The following is a 23,995-nucleotide window of genomic DNA, read 5'->3' on the forward strand; positions in this document are numbered from 1 at the left end:
TTACAGCGCAAGCCCAATGACTTCAAAACGAAAAGTGAAATCGTCCTTGTATACATGCAGAGTGACGAACATGAATTGGCTTTTGATCTGGCAAAAGAAGTTTACGAAAGAATCCCGAACAATCCGTTAAATGCCAATAACTATCTATCATGCCTTTTTTACAAGGATCGTCATGATGTGGATCGTGGCTTATTAGAAGAACTCGCACTAAGGCTGAAATCCAACTCTTCCAACAGGGCACAGGAAATGTATTCCTCTGCCCGGGCAAAGATTCTCGCCAATTACGACGGAGACCTACACGGAGCATTTCAACTTATCGAGGAGTCTATTACGCGTTATCCAGATGTTAACTATCCGGTTCTCACATTGGCTGATCTCGCAATTCAACATAAACAGCTATCGAAGCTGGAGCGGGCAATAAAGCTTTTGGACTCTACCGAAACCAAAAGCAAGCAGACATACAGAACTTACATACGTTATAAAGCAACGTATCTGGCCATGAAAGGGCAAAAAAGCAGCGCAGTAGCACTTGTTAACAGGGAGCTGTCAGGCATCAGACGCGAGTCTCTCACCAAGCTATGTGAGCGACTGATGGCCATTTAATGGAGCGGTTGGCGAAGTTACGGACCCTCTGCCGGAGTTGAGTGGAGGCGTTCGCTACTGAGTGCTTGGATGACAATAGATCATTCATACATACATGCCAATGGAGCATGAGGTGGGATACTACAGCTTGAGTGTATCCTGCTCCAGCGAGGCCACGCCCTATGAATACAGCGGTGAAAGCGCCGTTTCGGACAGTCTCGCTCAACTTTAGCATCAGCTCGGCCTCCCGGATGGCCTTCGCTATAGCGTCGGTGCTACTCATCGCTTACATCCTCCCTTGATTTCTAGCGAGCCTAGATGCCCAAAACTGAGTTCCATACCTCGCTTGACCAAAACCGAGTGGTGGTGGCACGGTTCAACAGCAACAGCCCCTCAGCAAAATGAAGAACCAACACGAATCACTACTACGAAACCATTTTATGGGGTATAGTGCCGCCCGGCTGCGCTGCTCAAGTCAGCCGCTCAAAGCGGGTGTCGTATAATGGTATTACTCCAGCTTCCCAAGCTGATCACGCGGGTTCGATTCCCGCCACCCGCTCCAATTTCCTGATTTCACATGTTCCTGCGTATAGCGGAGAGCAGTGAAAACCAAAAAACCGGCCTCTTAGCCGGTTTTTTTTATGCCTGTAAGTTTTCGTATAGCGGTCGGCCATGGGGAAATGACGGCTTAACGCGCAAGCCGCTGCCGTGAGTCAAATCTCCTCTGAGCATTTGACTCACCGCGCAGGACCTTCAAACGCGAAACTGATCCATCAGTTTCATCTGGTGAGTCGCCAAGGCGTTGAGTTGGTGGCTGACCTGCGCCGACTCGGTGGCCTGACCGGCAAGGGTCTCGGTGACGGTGCGAATGGCCGAGACGTTGCGGTTGACCTCTTCGGCAACGGCGCTCTGCTGTTCGGCCGCGCTGGCGATCTGCAGGTTCATGTCGCTGATCACCGTGACTGCGTCACTGATTTTGCTCAGAGCCTGAACCGCTTGATGAATGTGCTCAGCGTTCTCCTGGGCCTTGCTGTGGCTTGAATGCATGGTCTGCACGACGCCGCGAGTGCCGCTTTGGATGCGCTCGATCACGTGGCGAATCTCTTCCACGGAATCCTGGGTGCGCTTGGCGAGGTTGCGTACCTCGTCGGCGACTACCGCAAAACCGCGCCCGCTTTCGCCGGCACGCGCAGCCTCGATGGCGGCATTGAGGGCCAACAGGTTAGTTTGCCCGGCAATGCTGCGGATCACTTCCAGCACCGAACCCACCTGCTCACTATTGACCGCCAACGCTTCGACTTCGGTCACGGCATTACTGACTTCTTCGGCCAGCAGGGTGATATCGCGTGTGCTGCGCTCGATGATCGTCAAACCGTCCTTGACCGACTGGTCGGCACCTCGAGCAGCACTGGCCGCACTTGAGGCATTGCTCGCAACGTCCTGGGCGGTGGCGCTCATCTCGTTGGAGGCTGTTGCCACCTGATCGATTTCGCGGAACTGCACCTGCATGCCATCACTGGTACGACGGGCGATGCCTGAAGACTGGTCGGCGGTTGCACGGGCTTCGGTGACGCTTTGCTTGATCTCGGCGATGGTCGGTTGCAGTTTGTCGAGGAAGCGGTTGAACCAGCTGACCAGTTCACCGAGTTCATCGCGCTTGGCGTATTTCAGGCGCTGTGTCAGGTCGCCGTCACCGCTGGCAATGTCCTTGAGCATGGCCGCCACACTGTTGATCGGCCGAGTCACGCCCGAGGCCGTCAGCCAGATCAGCAGCAGACCCAGTAGACCCGCGAGGGCTGCGACCAACAGAGCCTTGACGGTGCCACTGGTTTTCGCGGCGTCGAGCACGGCCTGCAATTTGACCGCGTCGGCCAGGAGCACCTGTTCTGGCAAGTCGATGACCACACCCCAAGGGGTAGCACCGGGGATCGGTGTCACCGGAAAAATCGCCCGGATCACGTCGCCCTGTTTGACCACGCTGACCTTGTTGGTGCCGATCGCCCGGAGGATGTCCTTACCGTCGCCGCCCAAGACCTGCTCAATGCCTTTGCCCAGGGTGCCGGCGTCGACGCTGTTGGCTGTCAACAAGCCACTGCCCGAGACAATCAGCATGTGCCCGGCGCCGTCGAACAGTTCTTTCTGGGAGCTGACCGCCTCTGCCTGTAGCGAACTCAGGGCCAGGTCCACACCCACCACACCGATGACCTTGCCGTCGACACGAACGGGCACGGCGATGGTTGTCATCAACACCAGTTTGCCGCCGACCGTGTCGGCGTAGGGCTCAAGCAGGCAGGTCTTGCCACTATGGAGCGCGCAGGTGTACCAGGTGTTGTAGGGCATGCCGCTGAGGTTCAGTTCAGTCTTGGTCATGTCGCTTTCGAGAATGACGGTGTTCAGGCTGGTGTCATCGGCACGGCTCCAGTAAGAGGAAAACCGTCCCACTTCGTTGGCACTGTGCTTGGCGTCATTGGCAAACTCAGTGTCTCGACCATCCAGTGCGTTAGGCTCGAAGGATAGCCAGATACCCAGCACGCCGGTGTTGCGTTCAAAGACGGTGCCCAGGCTGTGGTTGAGCTCTTCGCGCAGCGCGGCGGCGTCCAGTGAGCGGTGACCGGCCATGGTGCGTATGTCGACGACTTGGTCGGCCATTGCATTGACGATCAGCAGACTGTCACCAAATGTCTTTTGTACCCGTAGCGCTTTTTCCGTCGCCTTTGCCTGTAACAGGTTCTGCACACTATCAGTGAGCATTTTCTTGCTTGAGGCGCCGACCAGTTGGTCATTCTGGTTAGTCTGGTAAAAATTCATCCCGACGATCAATCCAACCACACCCAGCAGGCAAAGTCCTGAGAGCAATACAATCTTCAGGCGGATAGAAAAGTTATCGAACATAAGTGTTCTCATAGTGGACCGGCCGGGAGGATGGCGAGAGCCGCATATGGTGTTACCCGCCATATTCTTGTAGTTATATATTTGTAACGGCCTTGGGCCTCGTAACTTGAGACCGAGGCCTTTTTGGGTCGAGGCCGCACGGATCGCCGATGATCGTGATCGGTTAGCCCCATGTACCGAATACGTACCAGAACCGTTACCCGATGAGACTGGAGATAGTCGCGCCGGGGAGTGTATAAAATATCCACTTCAACCCGGATATCCGCATCATGCCTGCCAACAGTCGCGCGTGTTCAGATCAGGTCGATGCTGACCTGATCAAGATCACTCGTCTATTCGCCACGCCTATCGCCAGCTTGATCCACCCAGAGCATGAGCTTCTGAACGAACAACTGCGGTCGATCATCCTGGAGCGTTCGGCACACGACCTTGGCACATTGCACAGTAACGATGGCGGCTGGCAATCTCAGGACGACTTCGCCACGTGGGCTGGTGAGCCTGGCGCAAAACTGGTCGCCTTCGCACAGGAGCTGGCCAACCAGCTGTCAGCCATCAGCTCGCCGGAGCACGGTCTCATAGAAGCTCATTTGCAGTGGCGCTACAGCGCATGGGCAAATATCAACCGCAAGGGCCACTCCAACTCATTACATGCGCACCCGGGGGCATTTTGGTCTGGAGTGTATTGGGTAGACGATGGCGGTCGCGGGCACAATCCTGAACTCGGAGGCGAACTGGAATTCATCGACCCGCGTGGGATCACACCGGCGCTGCTCAATCCCGCCCTGCGCATGCGCATCGCGGGTTGTCTGGCGGCAGGCTACGCGAGCACAGTCACGCCCTCAAGCGGTACGCTGCTGATGTTTCCCTCCTGGCTAATGCACGCTGTGCGTCGCTACGAAGGTGATCGGCCGAGGATTTCCGTGGCGTTCAACTTTGCTATTTGAGCCGACGTTATCGCAGTGCCATCAAGGACAGACACCGGTTTCCTGTTCTGGAATCACAGGTCTGTCCTGACGTTCGAGCCTCTTCACACCCCGCCCTTCAATTTCCGCACTGCCGTTATCTCCGGCAAATCCACGCGTCTTACATAAACCCGCAGTGGCTCGGTGATGTTCAGCCGGTCATCAATGTTCTGCTCCAGCAACAACGCCAACAGGTCGCGCTTGAGTGTCATGACCTGGTTATCACCAGCTTGCCAGACGAATTCGTGAGTCGGCGTGATGGTATGGTCGGGCACGTCCATGCCAAAGGCGTCTTCGCTGAAACGAACGATGTACCGGTCCGCTTTGTGGTGGTAGCCGACAAAGCCTTTAAGCAGGTCGGAAGCGTCACAAATGACGCTCGAGGTAATGCTCATGGTTAGCCTCTGGGACGTATCAAAGTGCGCTGCGGAAAATCGCTTCGATCTGAAGCTGTTCAGCCGGGCGCGGATTGGTCAGGCCGCAGGCGTCTTTCAAGGCGTTGGCAGCCAGGGTTGGAATGTCTTCCTCCTTGACGCCCAGTTCTCTGAGGCCCGCAGGGATGTCGATGGCACGGGACAGATTGCGAATCGCGGCGATGGCCGCCCGGCTGCCGTCGTCGGGGGAGAGGCCGCGCGTGTCTTCACCCATGGCGTGGGCAATGTCGGTCAGCCGTGACGGGCAGACGCTGGCGTTGAAGCTTTCGACATGGGGCAGCAAGATTGCGTTGCACACGCCGTGGGGCAAGTTATAGAAGCCACCCAATTGGTGAGCCATCGCGTGCACGTAACCCAAGGAGGCGTTGTTGAACGCCATGCCCGCGAGAAACTGCGCATACGCCATGTTTTCCCGCGCAACCATGTCGCTGCCATTGGCCACGGCCTGGCGCAGGTTATCGGCGATCAGCGCCATGGCTTTCAGGGCGCAGGCATCGGTGATCGGGGTAGCGGCCGTTGAGACGTAGGCTTCAATGGCGTGGGTCAGTGCGTCCATGCCCGTGGCTGCCGTGAGCGCTTTAGGCATCGCGACCATCAATCCGGGATCGTTGACGGAGAGCACGGGGGTGACATTACGGTCGACGATGGCCATTTTGATGTGGCGGACTTCGTCAGTGATGATGCAAAACCGCGTCATCTCGCTGGCTGTGCCCGCCGTGGTGTTGATTGCAACTACAGGCAACTGCGGCTTGGCCGACTGATCGACACCTTCGTAGTCGCTGATGTGCCCGCCGTTGGTCGCGCACAATGCGATACCTTTTGCGCAATCGTGGGGCGAGCCGCCGCCGAGGGAGATTACGAAATCGCAGCCGCTGTTCTTGAGCAGCGCCAAGCCCTTCTCAACGTTACCCACGGTAGGGTTGGGTTGTGCGCCGTCGAACACCAAGGCATCGATGTCCTGTTCGGCCAACAACCCGACGATTTTCGCCGCAACACCGGCCTTGGCCAGCCCGACGTCGGTTACGATCAACGCTTTGTGAAATCCGAAGTTGCGGATGGCGGTCATCGCTTCGGCCATGCAGCCAATGCCCATGATGTTCACCGCAGGAATAAAGAAAGTGCTGCTCATGGCAAGTCCCCTGTAACCAAGCCAAGCCAGTCGATCCGGTTTGGCGAATGCGTGCAGCATCTTCTGATTGCAAACATTTCGCATTGATCTGGCTCAATACCGGCATCAACGTCGGGATCAGCCGATAGGCGTGATAAAGTCCCGGCGCTGCCTTTCCCCGACCTGACGACGAACAGAGACTATGGACTTCACGGATTTTGACGCTGAGCTTGCAGACTGGAATGAGCTGCGGGCGACCACCCCATTTTCCGGTTTGCTGATCGGAAACGGCGCGAGCATGGCGGTGTGGAAGAACTTTTCTTACGACTCGCTCTTCGAAAAAGCCGAGACCACCCGTAACAAACCGTTGAGCCATACCGAACTCGCCGTATTCAAGGCCATAAACACCAGCAATTTCGAGCCGATCCTGAGTGCGCTGAAAACCACCATGAGGGTCAACGCAGCACTGACCATCAGTTCTTCATCGCCACGTAATCGGTATTTCGCGATTAAAGAAGCCCTGATCCACGCCGTGCGTTCAGTCCACATTCCATGGCGTCTGGTGGAAGAAAGTACCCTGACCCGTCTCAATCAAGAACTCAGCCAGTACCGTACTGTTTATTCGACCAACTATGACTTGCTCTGCTATTGGGCCGTGATGCAGTCGCCGCAGGCCTTCAACGACCTGTTCGACGATGACGCCACTTTCGACCTCAGCAATACGCCGACCAATGCCACGCGCATTCTTTATCTGCACGGCGGCTTGCACCTTGTGAAAAACCTTGATGGCAGCGTTCGCAAACTGCTGTCATCGGAAAGCACCCTGCTGGGCAGCTTCGCCATCAATGCCCTGGACGACGTGCCGCTATTCATCAGCGAAGACAACAGCGAGAACAAGCTGAAGATGATCCGCCACTCGGATTACCTGTCTTTCTGCTACTCGCAACTTGCGACTCATGAAGACGCCCTGTGCATCTTCGGCCACGCCCTTGGCACCCAGGACAAACACATCGTCGACGCGATCAGGCATGCCGGGGTCAAGACCATCGCCCTCTCCATTTACCCGCGCAGCGCCGCCTTTATCCAACACCAAAAGCGGCACTACAGCAGCGTCTTCGCGGGGCTGGATGTGACCTTGAAGTTCTTCGATGCCAAGACCCACCCGCTGGGCAGCCCTGAATTGTCGGTGCCCGTCGAACGTCTGAATACGACTGTAAGCGCACTGAAACCAGTGGGCTCAAAGCGCTGAGAGCAATTCACGCCTGAAGAAGCACCCGAACTGTACGGATAAATCTCTCTGTAGCTGTGAGGGCGCGTGCGGGTCGGTTTGTGGCTAGATGAGATGTTCTTGTATCCCATAACAACAAGGCCACGTTTCGATCATGTCCTCTCGCGAAAACACCGGTATGGCCTTGGGCCTGATCGGGGTGATTATTTTCAGTCTGACGCTGCCCATGACCCGCATCGTGGTCCAGGAAATCCACCCACTCCTCAATGGCCTGGGCCGCGCATTACTGGCGGCGATTCCAGCTGCGGCGCTGTTGCTTTGGCAGCGCGAAAAGTGGCCGACCTGGACGCAGATCAAAGGTCTGAGTCTGGTAGCGCTTGGAGTGATTGTCGGTTTTCCGGTGCTGTCCGCCTGGGCGATGAAAACCCTGCCTGCGTCCCACGGCGCGCTGGTCAATGGCCTGCAACCCTTGTGCGTGGCGATCTATGCGGCGTGGCTCTCACATGAGCGCCCATCGAAAGCCTTCTGGGCCTGTGCGGCATTGGGCAGTGCGCTGGTGCTCGGCTATGCGTTGATCAGCGGTGCGGGGAATATTCAGGCGGGCGACGTGTGGATGCTGGCGGCGGTGGCCATCGGCGGGCTGGGTTATGCCGAAGGCGGCCGTCTGGCCAAGCAGATGGGGGGTTGGCAGGTGATCTGTTGGGCCTTGGTCCTGTCCAGCCCGCTGCTGCTCGGGCCGGTGATTTATCTGGCATTGCAGCATCAAGGACCGATCTCCACCGGCACGTGGTGGGCATTTGGTTATGTGTCGATTTTCTCGCAATTCATCGGCTTCTTCGCCTGGTATGCCGGCCTGGCCATGGGCGGCATCTCGCGAGTCAGTCAGGTGCAACTGCTGCAGATTTTCTTCACCATCGTCTTTTCAGCGCTGTTTTTCGGTGAGCACATCGAGCCAATTACCTGGGTGTTCGCGGCCGGCGTCATCGCTACGGTGATGTTGGGACGCAAGACCACGGTCATTGCGCCCAAGCCGATCACCACCCGAGTCTAATCAGCTGATGTAGCCGTCTGCCTGGAGCAGGGTTTCCAGGCAGTGTTCCTGAATACCGTAGAACGCTTTCAATTCCTGGATTTTGCTCAACAACTCCGGCTGTTTGAGCGGCTCGGCGCGTTTGACCGCAAGAATCATTTTGTTCTTGTTGGTGTGCTCCAGCGAGATGAACTCGAACACCTTGGTCTCGTAACCGCAGGCTTCAAGGAACAGGGCACGCAAACTGTCGGTAACCATTTCTGCCTGCTGGCCCATGTGCAAACCGTATTGCAGCATTGGCCGCAACAGCGTCGGGCTTTGAATCTGCAAGCGGATCTGTTTATGGCAGCACGGCGAGCACATGATGATCGACGCCCCGGAACGAATACCCATGTGGATCGCGTAATCGGTGGCGATATCGCAGGCGTGCAAGGCAATCATCACGTCGATGGCACTGGGCGCCACAGTGCGCACATCGCCATGCTGGAACACCAGCCCCGGATGCTCCAAACGCGCAGCGGCGTTGTTGCACAGCGTGACCATGTCCTCGCGCAACTCGACCCCGGTGACATGGCCTTCTGCGTGCAAGGTGTTGCGTAAGTAATCGTGAATCGCAAAGGTCAGGTAGCCCTTGCCCGAACCAAAGTCCGAGACCTTGATCGGCTGATCCAGCGCCAGCGGCGAGGTGCTCAAGGCGTGGGAAAACACCTCAATGAACTTGTTGATCTGCTTCCACTTACGCGACATGGACGGGATCAGTTCGTGCTGTTTATTGGTCACGCCCAAGTCGGTCAAAAATGGTCGATTCAGCTCCAGAAAGCGCTTCTTCTCACGATCATGCTCGACCGAGGGCGCTTCGCGCTGCTGCTGGGCCTTGCTGGTGAACAGCGTACTTTTACCTTTTTTGCTGTATTCCAACTGCACTTCGTCAGTCAACGATAACAAGTGCGCGTTCTTGAACGATTCGGGCAATAAACCCGCGATCACCTCGACCCCTTCCGCCAGCGGGAAATTCTTGGTGATGTCGCGGGTTTTATAGCGATACACGAACGACAGGTGCGGCAGCTCCTTGATCGTCGTCAGCTTGATGATGATGCGCTGCAACTCCACCTCAGCGCCGACGTACTTGGCCAGTACCAGCTTGATAAAGGAGTTCTGCGACAGACTGGTGTCCAGCAGGCTCAAAAACTGCGCACGATGATCCGGCACAGACTGGGTGGACGTTGCAGTGGCTGACATTGGAAAGCGCCTCGGACGGGCTAAAAATAACGAGGCGGCCATTTTAGAAGAGTTGATGGTAGAAACGTACGATTATTTTCTTATAGGTAAAGCGCCCTATAGCGAGCCAGACAAAATATGACGCGAACATTTCCTACAACAACTGATGAAATAACTTCCGAGCCAAATCCCAAAACGTAAAGTGCGCAGACTGAAATCCGGCTATATTTAAGAGCGTCTAATGAGCAAACAGACTGCAGTGTCCGCTATTAATTTTTATTATCACGCACAGGAAGTGCCCACTCTATGAACAAGCTTATTGAACTAAAAAACGACGACACCTTGGAACACGCTGTAACAAAACCGCTCGATTACTTGAAAATCTCCACGACAGCAGAACAAAATGGTGGCCGCGGCTCAGCGCTAATTCTGACAAAAGAAGACATTCTGACTATCAAGCGTTATGAAAAACAAAGTTTGAACTTCCCGTTGACACTTGCTGAGGTGGAGAACCACCTCGGTTTCAAAACCAGTAACATTAAGGGCCTTGAGCCCATAGACATCCTGCAGACCTATACGAGCATCAACGCCCACGCCAAGCGTTGGGCACCCCTTGAAAGTGAAATAAAACTGGTTGGCACATCACTGGATATATTTGCAACCAGCTTTACCGTATCCGGCCAAAGAATTCTGAACATCATCGACAGAATGGACATTCTGGACCAACTGGAGTTGACCGTCGCCGACCTGTCACTTGAAAGCATTCAGGACCTGCCATTGGCACCCTTGAATCCAAAAGACCAGAAAATCAAAACGGCGCTGGTTTCTTATTTAAATATAATCGCAGCCGACATCGCGAAATCAAAAAAAGAAACCCATGACGTAAAACAAAAAATCACACATTTTGCAAAGACGCTTGCGGAACAGTTGATCCCGAGCGTGAACGATAAAATCACCCTCACGAGCACGTCCAATCTCAATCAGAAAGTGACAGATTTGGAAAAGGATATTGACGAACTGACGAGCGTGATCGATCAAAAAAACAAAGAATACAAATCGCTAACTACTAACGTCGCATGGGGAGGGTTTGGGGGCCCTATAGGTCTCATCGTTGTCGGTGGAATTCTTGGTGCTAAAGCGGAAAAAATCCGCAAGGAAAAAAATAGTCTTATCGCTGAAAAAAACAAAAAAATCAGCTCCCTTAAAATAAAACGTCCACTCGTTGCCGCTCTGCACGGGTTGAGTTTACATTTCCAAAATATGGAAATTCGCATGTTGGATGCCGAACAAAGCTCGAAGAACCTTGAAGACATGTGGGCCGTTCTGGCCAAGTACATCGATCGTTCTGCGGAAGAACTCGAGAGCATCAATAACACCCATGATCTTTTGACGTTTGCCGTACGATTTGAGCGCGTCGTTTCTCCGTGGCATACCATCAAAAATTACACCCACGAATTACTGATTGCGTTCGAAAGCGCACTCACCGAATACAAACTTAGCCGGCATTATTTATTCATAAGGATATGAAATGAACGTTTATCAACTGAACACCTCTTTGCCATTTTCCAGCCCTGACTTGTCGGTCATGGCGGCGTCCAAACAACTGATCAATGTGCAAGCCATGTCTCTGCGACTGGCGTTCCTTTCGGCAATGGACGACAAACTTCAGCACCTGGATATCACCATCAACCGTGCGGATCAGGTATTCCGGGACGAATTAAGAAATGTCTTCGTCATATTGGACACTACCCACCTGGCGCCTATCGACACCAAAATCCAGCAAATCAAAGACAGCGATCGATTAACGGCAGCCCAACAACAACGCGGCATTGATCTGCTGAACCAAGAGAAAATGCGGATTATCGCCACCGTAATCACCTCCATTCAAAAAGGCGCCAGATCCATCTCCCGGGGTGCCGATGACATCAGTGCAATCAACCTGAAATTGAAAGACGGCACGTTACACACTACATTGCAAAACCGAATCAACACACTGACCCAGAAAAACGCCGGGCTTAATGTTCAGCTCAGCAACATTGTCGATGATCGACGCACGCTGAGTGAAGCCATCAAGGTTTTTGAAAAATATAATATAGCGGACCTGTTCAAGGACACGTTACCTACCGCCGCAGAGTTGGGTGCCTTGAATATAGAGATGCCAGAAATTGCGGCGATTCAGCTGGCGGCAGGCCGACTGGAGAAGTTACTGGAGCATGTCAGTCGCACGCTTAACTACGTAGACCTCATCAACGAGAGGGATAAGCTGCGCAATCGTTATAACGCCCTTACTACCCAATCCCGTGATATTGACGCTGAGATCAACACCCTTATCGATCAGTCCAATCAACTTATGGGGTTGGCCAATGTCGAGCAGACCAAAACCGTTTGGGTGCAAGAGGCCCAAAAAGTCGCTAAATCATTTCAGATCTTTCTAGGTTCAAACAGCAATGACGTTCTGCTCGACGAGAATTTTTCTCAGCACCTTGTTCAACTGAAGGCCTATGTGCATTCTTTTTACACTGTAACCCGCACACTCTAATCAATCTCTCGCCGCAAAAGCAGATGCCTGGGAAACCGTCATCTGCTTTCACTTGCCGGTCACCCCAGCACCACCAACCGATTCGGCAACTCATTGCGCGTCTGCGTCACAGGCACATGGGTCGCCAACAATTCGCCGCAGGCTTCAATGCAACCCAGGAACCCTTGCAAGGTCTTCCCGTCACTGACCTGTTGAGTGAACACCTCGATCAGCGCTTTCCAGACAGTGTCGTCCACACGGCTGCTGATGCCCCGGTCTACGATGATTTCAACATAGCGCTCAGCTTCACAGACGAAGATCAGGATGCCGGTACCGCCGAGCGTATGGTGCAAATTCTGCTCGAGGAATTGGCGGCGAGCCAGGTTACCAGCACGCCAATGGCGTACGGATTTGGGGATCAAACGGGTTGTCACCGCCGGAACGCGCATGATCAGTGCGGCAACGATAAAAGTGGCCATCTGCACCAACAGCAGCTGATTGGCGTTCAGCCAGCCTGGGTAATAGTTGATCAGTCCAGGCAGCAACAGCGCCACTAGCCCAGCCCCGATCAACGGCGCGTACGTGTAATCGTCGGCCTGTGCGGCCAGCACCGTGACCAGTTCGGCATCGGTTCGTTGTTCGACCCGGCGAACGGCCTCGGCGACCTCGCGCTGTTCTTCTTTATTCAGTAAAGCCATGTGCGATCACCTATAGGACCCATCATTTACCAATTACCGGACGCGCCGCCGCCGCCGAAGCTGCCACCACCGCCACTGAAGCCGCCACCACCAGAGCGTGAGCCTCCAGAGCCAAAACCGCCCATGCCGCCCATGCCGCCCATGAAGCCACCGCCACCGCCTCGTCCTCTGCCCCAGAGCATGTTCATCACGATAAAGATCAAGAACAGCGCCAGGTACACCATGTTCTGCATAGCATCGCCGGAGCCATTGTCGGCGGCGGGCTCGGCCAGCGGGTTGCCTCCGAGCACCTGGATCATGGCCTGCACGGCCTGGCTGATGCCGCCGGAGAAGTTACCGGCCTTGAACGCCGGGGTGAGTATCTGGTTGATGATCACCGAAGACTGGGCATCGGTCAGGCGTTCTTCAAGGCCGTAGCCCACCTCAATCCGCACTTTATGATCATCGCGGGCAACAATCAGCAACGCGCCATTGTCTTTGCCCTTTTGCCCGACACCCCAGAAACGGCCGAGTTGGTAACCATAATCCTCAATGCTGGTGCCTTGCAGGTTGGGCAGCGTGACCACCACAACCTGCTCGCCGGTCGCCTGCTCATGAGCCTCAAGCATGTGTGACAGTTGCGCTGTTGTTTGCGCATCTATCAGGTGCACGGTGTCGACCACGCGTCCGGTCATGGGCGGAAACACCAGCGCGGCCAGAGTCACCGTGGCGCAAGCCAACAGTAAACCCACCAGGGACAGCCGCAGGGCGCGCATCAGAATTTCACTTCAGGGGCTTTCTCGGAGCCTGGCGTCGTGGCTTCAAAGTTCGGCCGGATCGGCAGATCGCTGTACATCACGGTGTGCCAGAGGCGACCGGGGAAGGTACGAATTTCGGTGTTGTAGCGCTCGACCGACGCGATGAAGTCTTTGCGCGCCACGGCGATGCGATTTTCCGTGCCTTCAAGCTGCGATTGCAGGGCAAGGAAGTTTTGGTTGGATTTCAGGTCCGGGTAACGCTCGGAGACCACCATCAGACGACTCAGCGCACTAGTGAGCTCACCCTGAGCTTGTTGGAACTGCTTGAGTTTTTCCGGATCGTTCAAGGTGCTGGCGTCGACCTGAATCGACGTGGCCTTGGCCCGCGCCTCAATGACAGCGGTCAGGGTGGTCTGTTCCTGTTTGGCATAACCGCGCACAGTCTCGACTAGATTGGGGATCAGGTCGGCCCGACGCTGATACTGGTTCTGCACCTGCGCCCAGGCAGCCTTCACCTGCTCGTCATAGGTCGGAATGTTGTTGATGCCACAACCGGCCAATAACGTGCTCAGCAGCATCAGCGCCGTCATGGACCAACTGAAACGAAAGCCCCGTTGTGTTTGCATGTCCTTTTCTCCCCGTTTGAAATGCTTATTCATTCTGACCCGACAGACTGACTTTAGCCAAACCAGACGATCCGCTGCATAATCCGCGGTCAAGACTGGATTGCTAACGCGCAATACGCTAAAACTCCCTGCGCTAAAGATGCTCTGCGCGACAAAGAGTTCAGTGGCGACCCCTTCGCCCTGATCGACAATAAGCGCAACAGGCTCAATACCCAACATTTGGCTGACCAGTACTTAACGTAAGTTGCTGAAGAACGCCTTGAGAAAATAGTCATGAATAAGCTGTGTTTGCTGGGCCTTGTCGTCGGCCTGGCCAGTCACTCGGTAATGGCCGAGACCAATGACACCACCCTGCAGACTAAAAACGTCTTCATTTCCGACCTGATGAAACAAATGACCCTCGATGAAAAAATCGGGCAGTTGCGACTCATCAGTATCGGCCCCGAAATGCCGCAGCCGAATATCCTCAAGGAAATTGCTGCCGGCAGAATCGGCGGCACGTTCAACTCGATCACCCGTTCCGAAAACCGTCCTTTGCAGGAAGCGGCAGTTGCGAAGAGTCGCCTGAAGATTCCCATGTTTTTCGCCTACGACGTGGTCCACGGCCATCGTACGACCTTTCCGATCAGCCTGGGTCTTGCGGCGAGCTGGGACATGGACGCGATAGCCTTGAGCGGTCGTACGTCAGCCATTGAAGCCAGCGCCGATGGCCTGGACATGACCTTCGCACCGATGGTCGATATCTCCCGCGATCCCCGCTGGGGCCGCAGTTCGGAAGGGTTTGGCGAGGACACCTACCTGGTGTCGCGCATTGCCAAGGTGATGGTCAACGCTTATCGCGGCGAGCATCCCGGTGGCGCTGACAGCCTGATGGCCAGCGTCAAACACTTTGCGCTGTATGGCGCGGTAGAAGGCGGTCGTGACTACAACACCGTCGACATGAGTCCGGTGCGCATGTACCAGGACTACCTGCCGCCTTACCGCGCCGCGATCGATGCCGGTGCAGGCGGGGTAATGGTCGCCCTCAACTCGGTCAACGGCGTACCGGCCACGTCCAATACCTGGTTGATGCAGGACCTGTTGCGCAAGGAGTGGGGCTTCAAGGGCGTGACCGTCAGCGACCACGGCGCCATCAAGGAACTGATCCGCCACGGTGTGGCCAGCGACGAACGTGAAGCCGCCAAGCTGGCGATCAGGAACGGCATTGACCTGAGCATGAATGACTCGGCCTATGGCAAACACTTGCCTGGTCTGCTCAAGGACGGGGAGATTTCCCAAAAAGATATTGATAACGCCGTGCGCGAAGTGTTGGGCGCCAAGTACGACATGGGCCTGTTCGCCGACCCGTACCGTCGTATCGGCAATGCCGCTCATGACCCGGTCGACACCAACGCCGAAAGCCGCCTGCACCGCAAAGAAGCGCGTGAGGTGGCACGCAAGACCATGGTATTGCTGAAAAACGATAACCAGACGTTGCCGCTGAAGAAGCAAGGCACCATCGCGGTGATTGGCTCTCTGGCGACAAGCCAGATGGACATGCTGGGCAGCTGGTCCGCTGCAGGCGTACCGAAACAATCGGTCACTATTTTTGACGGTCTGGCCAATGCGGTCGGCGACAAGGCCAAGCTGGTTTATGCTCGCGGCGCCAATGTCTCTGACAACCCGAAAGTCATTAACTACCTGAATTTCATGGTCACCGAAGTCGAGATCGACCCGCGCCCGGCCGAAGAAATGATTGCCGAGGCGGTCAAGGTTGCCCAGCAGGCTGATGTGGTGGTAGCAGTGGTTGGCGAGTCGCGGGGCATGTCCCACGAATCGGCGAGCCGCACTGACCTTAATATCCCCGGTAGACAGCGCGACCTGATCAAGGCACTCAAAGCCACCGGAAAACCCCTGGTGCTGGTGCTGATGAACGGCCGCCCGCTGACTCTGGTCGAGGAACAGAAACAGGCTGACGCGATGCTCGAAACCTGGTTCACCGGCACCGAAGGCGGTAACGCAATAGCTGACGTGCTCTTCGGTGACTACAACCCGTCAGGCAAATTGCCGATGTCCTTCCCTCGTTCGGTGGGGCAGATTCCGGTTTACTACAACCACCTCCGCACCGGCCGTCCTTTCACGCTCGGTTCGCCCCCGAACTACACGTCAAACTACTTCGAAGAAGAAGTCACTGGCCCGCTCTTTCCCTTCGGTTATGGCTTGAGCTACACCCAGTTCAGTCTGTCGGACGTCACGTTATCCAATAAACATATGAAACGCGGCGGCCAGTTGACCGCCAGCATCGCGGTAAAAAATACCGGCAAGGTTGCTGGCGAAACGGTGGTGCAACTTTATCTGCACGATGTTGCTGCCTCCATCAGTCGCCCGGTCAAAGAGCTGAAGAACTTTCAGAAAGTCATGCTCCAGCCGAAAGAAGAGAAAGTCATCAACTTCGTCATCACTGAAGACGACCTGAAGTTCTACAACCCGGCCCTGAAATACGCTGCTGAGCCGGGCGAATTCAACGTGATGATTGGTCTCGACTCTGAAGACGTGAAAACAGAGAGCTTTGAGTTGTTATAAGCGGCCCTGTATCAGGCGCGGTCCAGCCTCTGGACCGCGTTGCATCCTTCGCGAAGACTGAACGTCACACGACATGAAATCTCGACGTTCACCCAGCGTTCTCGGCCCTGCCCCGTGCTAAGGTGCCTGCCGACTCACTTCCGTCTCCGCCACCATGTCCTTCACTTCCCGCACCTTTCGCCTGCCTCTCTATGTGCTGCTGATCCTGGCGGGCGCGGTGTTGGCTGCCGGACTGGCGATGCAGCAGACCGAACGTCACGCCCTGGCCGACGATGCCGGGCGAGCCCGTGGGCAACTGGCGTTGTATGGCAATACGCTGCACACCCTGATCGAACGCTATCGCGCGCTGCCCGCAGTGCTGGCGCTGGACCCTGAACTGCGTTCGGCCTTGAGCGGACCGGTCAGCTCAACGACTCAGGACACGGTGAACCGCAAACTGGAACGGATCAACAGCGCGGCGCAGTCATCCACCCTGGAGCTGCTCGACCGCAACGGTTTAGCGGTCGGCGCCAGTAACTGGCGTTTGCCGAGTAGCTATGTTGGCCATAACTATGCGTTCCGCCCCTACTTTCTGCAGACCAAAGCCCAAGGCGTGGGGCGCTTTTATGCGGTTGGCGTGACCAGCGGCATTCCCGGTTATTTCTTATCGAACGCCGTCACCAGCGACGCGGGCGATTTTCTCGGTGCCATGGTGGTGAAACTGGAGTTTCCCGAACTGGAACACGAATGGGGCCAAGGCAGCGACCTGCTGCTGGTCAGCGACGCCAAAGGCATTGTGTTCATCGCCAATCAGCCCGGCTGGCGCTATCGCGAGTTGCAGCCGATTTCCGCCAGCGACCGCGCGGAACTGGCCGCCACCCGCCAGTACGACAAACAACCGTTGTCGGCCCTGCATCGTCAAGTGATCCAAGCGTTCGACGACAACGGCCATCTCGTCAGGATCGAAGGCCCCGACGGTGCGGTGGATTATCTGTGGGAGTCTTTGCCACTCACCGCCGAAGGCTGGACCCTGCATCTTTTGCGCAAGCCACAGGTGGCGGCCGAAGACATGCGCAATGCTGCTCTGGCAGCGGCCGGCACCTGGCTGACGTTGGTGTTTCTGAGCCTGTTTCTTTATCAGCGTTGGCGTTTGGCACGCGTGCATCAGCGCAACCGTGAAGAACTGGAGCAACTGGTCGAAGAACGCACCCGCGACCTGCGTACCGCTCAGGACGGGTTGGTGCAGTCGGCCAAACTCGCGGCGTTGGGGCAGATGTCTGCGGCGCTGGCCCACGAGATCAATCAGCCGCTGACCGCCCAACGCATGCAACTGGCCAGCCTGCGTCTGCTGCTTGATCATGGCCGCATCGACGACGCCTATCAGGCCCTGACCCCGCTGGATCAACAACTGACGCGCATGGCAGCGCTGACCGGGCATTTGAAAACCTTTGCCCGCAAAAGCCCCAGCGGCCTGCGGGAACGGCTGGATCTGGCGGCGGTGGTTGATCAGGCGTTGCTGTTGCTCGAGCCCCGGCTGCGTGATGAACGCGTCAGTTGCGTCTTGCACCTGACCCGACCCGCGTACGTGCGCGGTGATGCGATCCGCCTGGAACAGGTGCTGATCAACCTGCTGCGCAATGCGCTGGATGCCATGCGCGATAAACCGCTCAAGCGTCTGGAAGTACGCATTGAGGCTGAGCAGCCTGCACACAATTCCACTAAGCCCAGGCAATGGCGGCTGACAGTTGGCGACAGTGGCGGCGGCATTGCGCAGGAGCATCTGACCAACGTTTTCGACCCGTTCTTCACCACCAAACCAGTGGGCGACGGTTTGGGCCTGGGCCTTGCGGTGTCTTATGCCATCGTCCACGAATCCGGCGGCACGCTGTGCGTCGACAATCATGGCGGCGGCGCGCGATTCACACTGACGCTTCCCACTGATCCAGAGGCCTGATCCTGCATGCTGAATTCTGTAATTGTGGTCGATGACGAAGCCAGCATCCGCGATGCGGTGCAACAATGGCTGTCGCTGTCCGGGTTCCGTGTGCAGGTGCACAGCCGCGCGGAAGATTGCCTGGCCGCCCTGCCCGATCATTTCCCCGGCGTAATCCTCAGCGATGTGCGCATGCCAGGGATAAGCGGCCTGGAGTTTCTGGCCCGCCTGCAACGCTTAGACCCGGACTTGCCGGTGATCCTGCTGACCGGGCATGGCGATGTGCCCATGGCGGTGGATGCCATGCGCGACGGTGCCTATGACTTTCTGGAGAAACCCTTCAGCCCGGAAACACTGATGAGTAGCCTGCGCCGGGCGCTGGAGAAGCGGCAGTTGGTCCTGGAAAACCGACGCCTGCATGAACAAGCCGATGCCAAGTCCAAACTGGACGAAACCCTGATGGGCGTTGCACCCAGTCTGCACACCCTGCGCCGGCAAGTGCTGGAGCTGTCGCAACTGCCCGTCAACGTGGTCATTCGCGGCGAAACCGGCAGCGGCAAAGAACTGGTCGCGCGCTGCCTGCATGACTTCGGCCCTCGGGCGGGCAAACCCTTTGTCGCACTCAACTGCGCGGCGATCCCCGAGCAGTTGTTCGAAGCCGAACTGTTCGGCCACGAAAGCGGTGCCTTCACGGGGGCGCAGGGCAAACGTATTGGCAAGCTGGAGTACGCCGACGGCGGTACGTTGTTTCTCGACGAAATTGAAAGCATGCCGCTGGCCCAGCAGGTCAAATTGCTGCGCGTTATTCAGGAGCAGCGCCTCGAACGGCTGGGCTCTAACCGGAGCATCTCTGTCGACATCCGGATTATCGCCGCGACCAAACCGGATCTGCTGGAAGAGGCACGGGCCGGGCGTTTTCGCGAAGACCTGGCGTATCGCCTGAACGTGGCCGAACTGTGTTTACCGCCGTTGCGCGAGCGCCGCGAAGACATTCCGCTGCTGTTCGGCCATTTCGCCCGCACCGCCGCCAAACGCCTGGGGCGCAAGGCGCCGGTATTGAGCGGCGCGCAACTGAGCCATCTGCTCAGCCATGACTGGCCGGGTAATGTCCGCGAACTGGCCAACGCGGCAGAACGTCAAGTCTTGGGATTGGGCCAGGCAGAGCCCACAGCCACCGACTCGGGGCAGTCACTGGCCACTCGGCAAGAGGCGTTCGAAGCCCATTGCCTGCGCAGCGCACTGACCCGGCACAAAGGTGACATCAAGGCCGTCCTCCACGAACTGCAACTGCCACGCAGGACCCTCAACGAGAAAATGCAGCGTCACGGCCTGCAACGGGAAATGTTTCTGCTGGGCGCTGAATAAGCCCCTCTATCGGCAACTTTCCGCTCATGGGAATCACGCCAATGAGCGGATTCCCGCCTAAAAAACCAACCAACCCCCTCTAGACCGGCCATCACCGGCCTGGCACAGCTCCTGCTATAGGACTGCCAGGCTGCGCTTGCGCGTGCTCCACTAAAAACAATGACTTAAAGGATCAGTGATGGACATCCCCAACTCTCTGTCTAAAGGGTCGGCTGCCGCGTCGACCAAAGAAAAAACCACAGGCAGTCGCCTGAAATCGATTTTCAGCGGCTCGGTCGGCAACCTGGTCGAGTGGTACGACTGGTACGTCTACGCCGCTTTCTCGTTGTACTTCGCAAAATCGTTCTTCCCTCAGGGCGACACCACCGCACAACTGCTCAACACCGCTGCGATCTTCGCTGTGGGCTTTTTGATGCGCCCGATCGGCGGCTGGCTGATGGGCATTTACGCCGACCGCAAGGGACGCAAAGCTGCACTGATGATATCGGTGTTCTTGATGTGCTTCGGCTCGCTGATCATCGCCTTGACCCCGAGTTACGAAATCATCGGCGTCGGCGCACCGATTCTGCTGATATTCGCCCGCCTGCTGCAGGGCTTGTCCGTGGGTGGCGAGTACGGCACTTCGGCAACTTACCTGAGCGAGATGGCCACCAAAGAGCGTCGCGGCTTCTTCTCCAGCTTTCAGTACGTCACCCTGATCTCCGGCCAGCTCATCGCGCTGGCGGTGCTGATCATCCTTCAGCAAACCCTGACCACTGAGCAGCTGTACGCATGGGGCTGGCGTATTCCGTTCGTGATCGGCGCGCTGTGTGCCGTGGTCGCGCTGTACCTGCGGCGCGGGATGGAAGAGACCGAGTCGTTCACCCAGAAAAAAGAGAAGCCAAAAGAAAGCCTGATGCGCACCTTGATGCGTCATCCGAAGGAGCTGATGACCGTGGTCGGCCTGACCATGGGCGGCACCCTGGCCTTCTACACCTACACCACCTACATGCAGAAATACCTGGTGAACACCGTCGGCATGAGCATCTCCGACTCCACCACCATTTCAGCGGCCACGCTGTTTCTGTTCATGTGCATCCAGCCCTTGGTCGGCGCACTGTCGGACAAAATCGGACGGCGTCCTATCCTGATTGCGTTCGGCGTGTTGGGTACGCTGTTCACGGTGCCGATCCTGACCACCTTGCACACCGTCCAGAGCTGGTGGGGTGCGTTCTTCCTGATCATGGCGGCGCTGATTATTGTCAGCGGTTACACCTCGATCAATGCCGTGGTGAAGGCCGAACTGTTCCCCACCGAAATTCGCGCCTTGGGCGTGGGCTTGCCTTATGCCTTGACCGTATCGATCTTCGGCGGCACCGCGGAATACATCGCGCTGTGGTTCAAAAGCATCGGCATGGAGACGGGCTACTACTGGTACGTCACCGCCTGTATTGCCGTTTCGCTGCTGGTTTACGTGTTCATGAAGGACACCCGAAAGCACTCACGGATTGAAACCGACTGAGCGTGAATGTCGATTTCTAATCGGGACACGCAGTCAAAAAAGGGGTGACCACTTCAAGTGGTCGCCCCTTTTCTTTACACCTCAACGGCCTCCCCAATCGGGCATGAGTGGGTCGCAAGAAAGTCGGAAATATCCATTAGACGTTTGCATACCCCACCGACAACTGCACACATCTACATGATTTTATTGGCTTTTATTAATTATTATTTTTAATGACAGTTAATAGCACCCTTTGTTTAATTATTAACAAAGCTGAGCGGCGTAGCGGCTGAGTGATGACGCGGACAGTGCAAACCGTTTGAGGTAACACCTCTTGGATTTACCTTCAGCCCGGCCTATGCCGGGCTGATTCTTTTACGGAGTTTATGAAAGCCCGTTGTATTGTTGCACCGGCAAACAACACGTAACTTCGGTATGAAAAGTGCGTGCACTACCTCTCCAGAATAATAATTCTACTGCTCACTCTACTGCTGCCAACCTCGTGTCTGACGTCACCGAAAAAGCGAGTACCCAGTGCACATTACCCTCCGTTCCCGACGCCCACTACCACAGCAACCACATGATTTATATGAGAATTTACGTACTATTAATTTCAGCAATAGTCGCTAGCATCCTTAATGACTTCTTAATTAAACCGAGCGGCGTAACATTCACCCAATAGCAACTTACAACCCACGAACATGCAGAGCAAACATCATGAAAACTTCAAAACTTATCTTCGGCCTGGCGTTCTCGGTATTGGCCAGCAGCGCGTTCGCCCTTCCCGCTTTTGCAGAAAATGGTTCGGCTCACACTAGCGCTACTCATGTTGCTGCTGATGGTGCTGATCACGTCGGTGCAAACCGTGTCGCCGCTGATGGTGCTGATCACGTCGGTGCAAACCGTGTCGCCGCTGATGGTGCTGACCACGTCGGTGCAAACCGTGCCGCCGCTGATGGCGCTGACCACGTCGGTGCAAACCGTGTCGCCGCTGATGGCGCTGATCACGTCGGTGCAAACCGTGTCGCCGCTGATGGCGCTGATCACGTCGGTGCAAACCGTGTCGCCGCTGATGGTGCTGACCACGTCGGTGCAAACCGTGTGAGCTAACAGCTCACACTGCTCCTTCCAGCCCGGCTTATGCCGGGCTTAATTTTGCGCGGCATGAAAGTCTGGAAACGCTGGTCGATGCCTTGCACTATGGCAGTCTTTCCCAAAGCAGCTGTTGTCATCAGGAATCCCGCCATGCCAGACGATATCCATTTCTACGAACCTTCCCAAGGGCATCGCCTGCCCCACGACCCGTTCAATGCCATCGTCGGCCCGCGTCCTATCGGCTGGATTTCATCCCAGGATGCTCAGGGCAATCTGAATCTGGCGCCTTACAGTTTCTTCAACGCCTTTAACTACATTCCGCCAATCATTGGCTTTTGCAGTGTCGGTCGTAAGGACAGCCTGAATAACATCGAACAGACTGGCGAGTTCGCCTGGAATCTGGCGACCCGGCCACTGGCCGAAGCAATGAACAAGAGCTGCGCAGCCGTCCCGCCGGGAACTGATGAATTTGAGTTGGCGAACCTGACCCCCGTGGCATCGCGCATCATCAAGGTGCCGCGCGTGCTGGAGACGCCGGTGTCGTTCGAATGCAAGGTCACGCAGATCGTGCAGCTGCAACGCGCGAACAGAGAGTTGGTGTCGAGCTGGCTGATTCTTGGCGAAGTGGTGGCGGTGCATATTGCCAAGTCACTGTTGAAAGACGGCATCTACGACACTGCGGCCGCAGAGCCTATTTTGCGCGGAGGCGGCCCTGCCGATTACTTTCAGCTGGGGCCGGAATCACTGTTTAAGATGTACCGGCCCACCGTTTAAACCAGGTTAAAACACCAACTCGCCGTGCGCATCGACATCGACCAGACGGGCCAATACCTCGGTCGCGGCCTGGTCGGCTTCATGCGCTGTTTTGAATTTTTGCCCGTCCAGCACACGATGAAAACGTGGCGCGCCACCCGCGCCATGGGCTTTGACGGCAATCGCCGCATCGTAACCGCCCTCACCGGGCATGACTGCGGAAACCGCTTCGACGTCTTTGAACTCTTTACGTGCCATGCCGCTTATCCTGCCTGTTAATGGGATCGCGGCAATTCTAAACCGTTTGCACGCCAGACCGCAGGGCGGTGGTCATGTCCACACCGTGCATCTGGTTAGCCTGCGCCGCGCTAACAGTGGCAAAGGTATGAAAATCCAGACTGCTGACCACCAGTTCCTGCACCACGTCGGCGAAAACGCTTAGTTCCGGGGTCGAGAAGTAAGCGTTCATCGCCTGCTCGCTGGACCATAAGCCAGACACCAACCACAAATCCGGGTCGCACATTGATTGCTGCAACGCAAAGTGCAGGCAGCCCGGTGCCTTCAACGTCGGATCGATCAGGCGACTCAATCGCACGCCCAAGTGTGCACTGCATCCGGTTCGGGCACGGGCAAAGGCAAGGTGGCTCACGGGGCCTGGATTGGGCATGATCTGCACTCCTGAGGTGGACAGCTTTTATGGGGCGCGGCGCAACTCGCTACAGCACCAGAGATTAGGCCGGTAGGGGAATTTGCCGTTAGCCGGTTTCTGCCCGGTTATTGCCTATTACTGCATCA

Annotated in this window: 21 protein-coding genes, 1 tRNA gene and 1 pseudogene; 13 read left to right on the forward strand and 10 right to left on the reverse strand. The window is 56.3% G+C overall.

Annotation, left to right across the window (positions count from 1 at the left end):
- Together RGU44_RS14705 and RGU44_RS14710 are read left to right on the forward strand one after the other, a co-directional pair.
- Window positions 1-603: hypothetical protein (locus RGU44_RS14705; RefSeq protein WP_322217835.1), on the forward strand; the 603-nt coding region annotated here is incomplete at its 5' end.
- Window positions 604-1,070: 467 nt separating this feature from the next.
- Window positions 1,071-1,144: transfer RNA gene (locus RGU44_RS14710), tRNA-Gly, on the forward strand.
- 191 nt (window positions 1,145-1,335) lie between these two features.
- Here the strand turns inward: RGU44_RS14710 and RGU44_RS25110 are convergent.
- The gene (locus tag RGU44_RS25110; RefSeq protein WP_407074625.1) at window positions 1,336-2,091 is read right to left on the reverse strand and encodes a methyl-accepting chemotaxis protein; all 756 of its coding nucleotides are present in this window, start codon (window positions 2,089-2,091) and stop codon (window positions 1,336-1,338) included.
- A gap of 102 nt (window positions 2,092-2,193) precedes the next feature.
- Window positions 2,194-3,537 (reverse strand): annotated as a pseudogene (locus RGU44_RS25115) (HAMP domain-containing protein); the annotation flags it as partial.
- Between the two features lie 206 nt (window positions 3,538-3,743).
- Here RGU44_RS25115 and RGU44_RS14720 point away from each other — a divergent pair.
- Complete coding sequence (locus RGU44_RS14720) at window positions 3,744-4,418, forward strand: TIGR02466 family protein (RefSeq protein WP_322217839.1); 675 nt, start codon at window positions 3,744-3,746, stop codon at window positions 4,416-4,418.
- Between the two features lie 83 nt (window positions 4,419-4,501).
- Here RGU44_RS14720 and RGU44_RS14725 read toward each other — a convergent pair whose 3' ends face one another.
- Window positions 4,502-4,831 (reverse strand): DUF2025 family protein, encoded by a 330-nt coding sequence (locus RGU44_RS14725; protein WP_322181586.1) that lies wholly within the window; start codon window positions 4,829-4,831, stop codon window positions 4,502-4,504.
- Window positions 4,832-4,850: 19 nt separating this feature from the next.
- Window positions 4,851-5,999, reverse strand: coding sequence for an L-threonine dehydrogenase (gene yiaY, locus RGU44_RS14730; protein WP_322217840.1), 1,149 nt, complete (start codon window positions 5,997-5,999; stop codon window positions 4,851-4,853).
- A 181-nt stretch (window positions 6,000-6,180) separates the two neighbouring features.
- On the opposite strand from yiaY, the gene RGU44_RS14735 reads away from it, so the two are divergent.
- Together RGU44_RS14735 and RGU44_RS14740 are read left to right on the forward strand one after the other, a co-directional pair.
- Window positions 6,181-7,227 carry a DUF4917 family protein gene (locus tag RGU44_RS14735; RefSeq protein ID WP_322217842.1) on the forward strand — a complete coding sequence of 349 codons (1,047 nt, stop codon included), beginning with the start codon at window positions 6,181-6,183 and terminating at the stop codon, window positions 7,225-7,227.
- 133 nt (window positions 7,228-7,360) lie between these two features.
- Entirely contained in the window at window positions 7,361-8,257 is an 897-nt protein-coding gene (locus tag RGU44_RS14740; RefSeq protein ID WP_322217844.1) for a DMT family transporter, read from the forward strand.
- Here the strand turns inward: RGU44_RS14740 and RGU44_RS14745 are convergent, their stop codons facing one another.
- Window positions 8,258-9,475: an SAM-dependent methyltransferase gene (locus tag RGU44_RS14745; RefSeq protein WP_322181595.1), complete on the reverse strand. Its 1,218-nt coding sequence runs from the start codon at window positions 9,473-9,475 to the stop codon at window positions 8,258-8,260.
- Between the two features lie 285 nt (window positions 9,476-9,760).
- On the opposite strand from RGU44_RS14745, the gene RGU44_RS14750 reads away from it, so the two are divergent.
- Together RGU44_RS14750 and RGU44_RS14755 are read left to right on the forward strand one after the other, a co-directional pair.
- Entirely contained in the window at window positions 9,761-10,981 is a 1,221-nt protein-coding gene (locus tag RGU44_RS14750; protein ID WP_322217846.1) for an alpha-xenorhabdolysin family binary toxin subunit A, read from the forward strand.
- 1 nt (window position 10,982) lies between these two features.
- The gene (locus tag RGU44_RS14755; protein WP_322217849.1) at window positions 10,983-11,993 is read left to right on the forward strand and encodes an alpha-xenorhabdolysin family binary toxin subunit B; all 1,011 of its coding nucleotides are present in this window, start codon (window positions 10,983-10,985) and stop codon (window positions 11,991-11,993) included.
- Window positions 11,994-12,052: 59 nt separating this feature from the next.
- Here RGU44_RS14755 and RGU44_RS14760 read toward each other — a convergent pair whose 3' ends face one another.
- From RGU44_RS14760 to RGU44_RS14770, 3 genes are read right to left on the reverse strand one after another with little or no spacing between them, the layout of a single operon-like run.
- Window positions 12,053-12,670, reverse strand: coding sequence for a hypothetical protein (locus RGU44_RS14760; protein WP_322181601.1), 618 nt, complete (start codon window positions 12,668-12,670; stop codon window positions 12,053-12,055).
- A 26-nt stretch (window positions 12,671-12,696) separates the two neighbouring features.
- On the reverse strand, window positions 12,697-13,425 hold the full coding sequence (locus RGU44_RS14765) for a TPM domain-containing protein (protein ID WP_322217851.1): 729 nt from the start codon (window positions 13,423-13,425) through the stop codon (window positions 12,697-12,699).
- Window positions 13,425-14,033 carry a LemA family protein gene (locus RGU44_RS14770; protein ID WP_322181606.1) on the reverse strand — a complete coding sequence of 203 codons (609 nt, stop codon included), beginning with the start codon at window positions 14,031-14,033 and terminating at the stop codon, window positions 13,425-13,427. Before RGU44_RS14770 ends, RGU44_RS14765 begins: the two co-directional genes overlap by 1 nt.
- Window positions 14,034-14,306: 273 nt before the next feature.
- Between RGU44_RS14770 and bglX the strand changes: the two genes are divergently transcribed.
- The 6 genes from bglX to RGU44_RS14800 all read left to right on the forward strand — a co-directional run bounded on the left by bglX (window position 14,307) and on the right by RGU44_RS14800 (window position 23,221).
- The gene (gene bglX, locus RGU44_RS14775) at window positions 14,307-16,595 is read left to right on the forward strand and encodes a beta-glucosidase BglX (protein ID WP_322217853.1); all 2,289 of its coding nucleotides are present in this window, start codon (window positions 14,307-14,309) and stop codon (window positions 16,593-16,595) included.
- 154 nt (window positions 16,596-16,749) lie between these two features.
- Complete coding sequence (locus RGU44_RS14780) at window positions 16,750-18,528, forward strand: ATP-binding protein (protein ID WP_322217855.1); 1,779 nt, start codon at window positions 16,750-16,752, stop codon at window positions 18,526-18,528.
- A 6-nt stretch (window positions 18,529-18,534) separates the two neighbouring features.
- Complete coding sequence (locus RGU44_RS14785) at window positions 18,535-19,872, forward strand: sigma-54 dependent transcriptional regulator (RefSeq protein ID WP_322217858.1); 1,338 nt, start codon at window positions 18,535-18,537, stop codon at window positions 19,870-19,872.
- A 178-nt stretch (window positions 19,873-20,050) separates the two neighbouring features.
- A complete protein-coding gene (locus RGU44_RS14790; RefSeq protein ID WP_322181612.1) occupies window positions 20,051-21,373 on the forward strand; it encodes an MFS transporter in 1,323 nt (440 codons plus the stop codon).
- A 696-nt stretch (window positions 21,374-22,069) separates the two neighbouring features.
- Entirely contained in the window at window positions 22,070-22,462 is a 393-nt protein-coding gene (locus RGU44_RS14795) for a hypothetical protein (protein WP_322217861.1), read from the forward strand.
- Window positions 22,463-22,597: 135 nt separating this feature from the next.
- Window positions 22,598-23,221 (forward strand): flavin reductase family protein, encoded by a 624-nt coding sequence (locus RGU44_RS14800; RefSeq protein ID WP_322181616.1) that lies wholly within the window; start codon window positions 22,598-22,600, stop codon window positions 23,219-23,221.
- 6 nt (window positions 23,222-23,227) lie between these two features.
- Here the strand turns inward: RGU44_RS14800 and RGU44_RS14805 are convergent, their stop codons facing one another.
- Together RGU44_RS14805 and RGU44_RS14810 are read right to left on the reverse strand one after the other, a co-directional pair.
- The gene (locus RGU44_RS14805; protein ID WP_322181618.1) at window positions 23,228-23,458 is read right to left on the reverse strand and encodes a hypothetical protein; all 231 of its coding nucleotides are present in this window, start codon (window positions 23,456-23,458) and stop codon (window positions 23,228-23,230) included.
- Window positions 23,459-23,495: 37 nt separating this feature from the next.
- Window positions 23,496-23,867, reverse strand: a complete 372-nt coding sequence (locus RGU44_RS14810; RefSeq protein ID WP_322217863.1) for an antibiotic biosynthesis monooxygenase family protein — start codon at window positions 23,865-23,867, stop codon at window positions 23,496-23,498.
- Between the last annotated feature and the right edge of the window lie 128 nt (window positions 23,868-23,995).

Source organism: Pseudomonas sp. 5C2, assembly GCF_034314155.1.
Taxonomy (GTDB): Bacteria; Pseudomonadota; Gammaproteobacteria; order Pseudomonadales; family Pseudomonadaceae; genus Aquipseudomonas.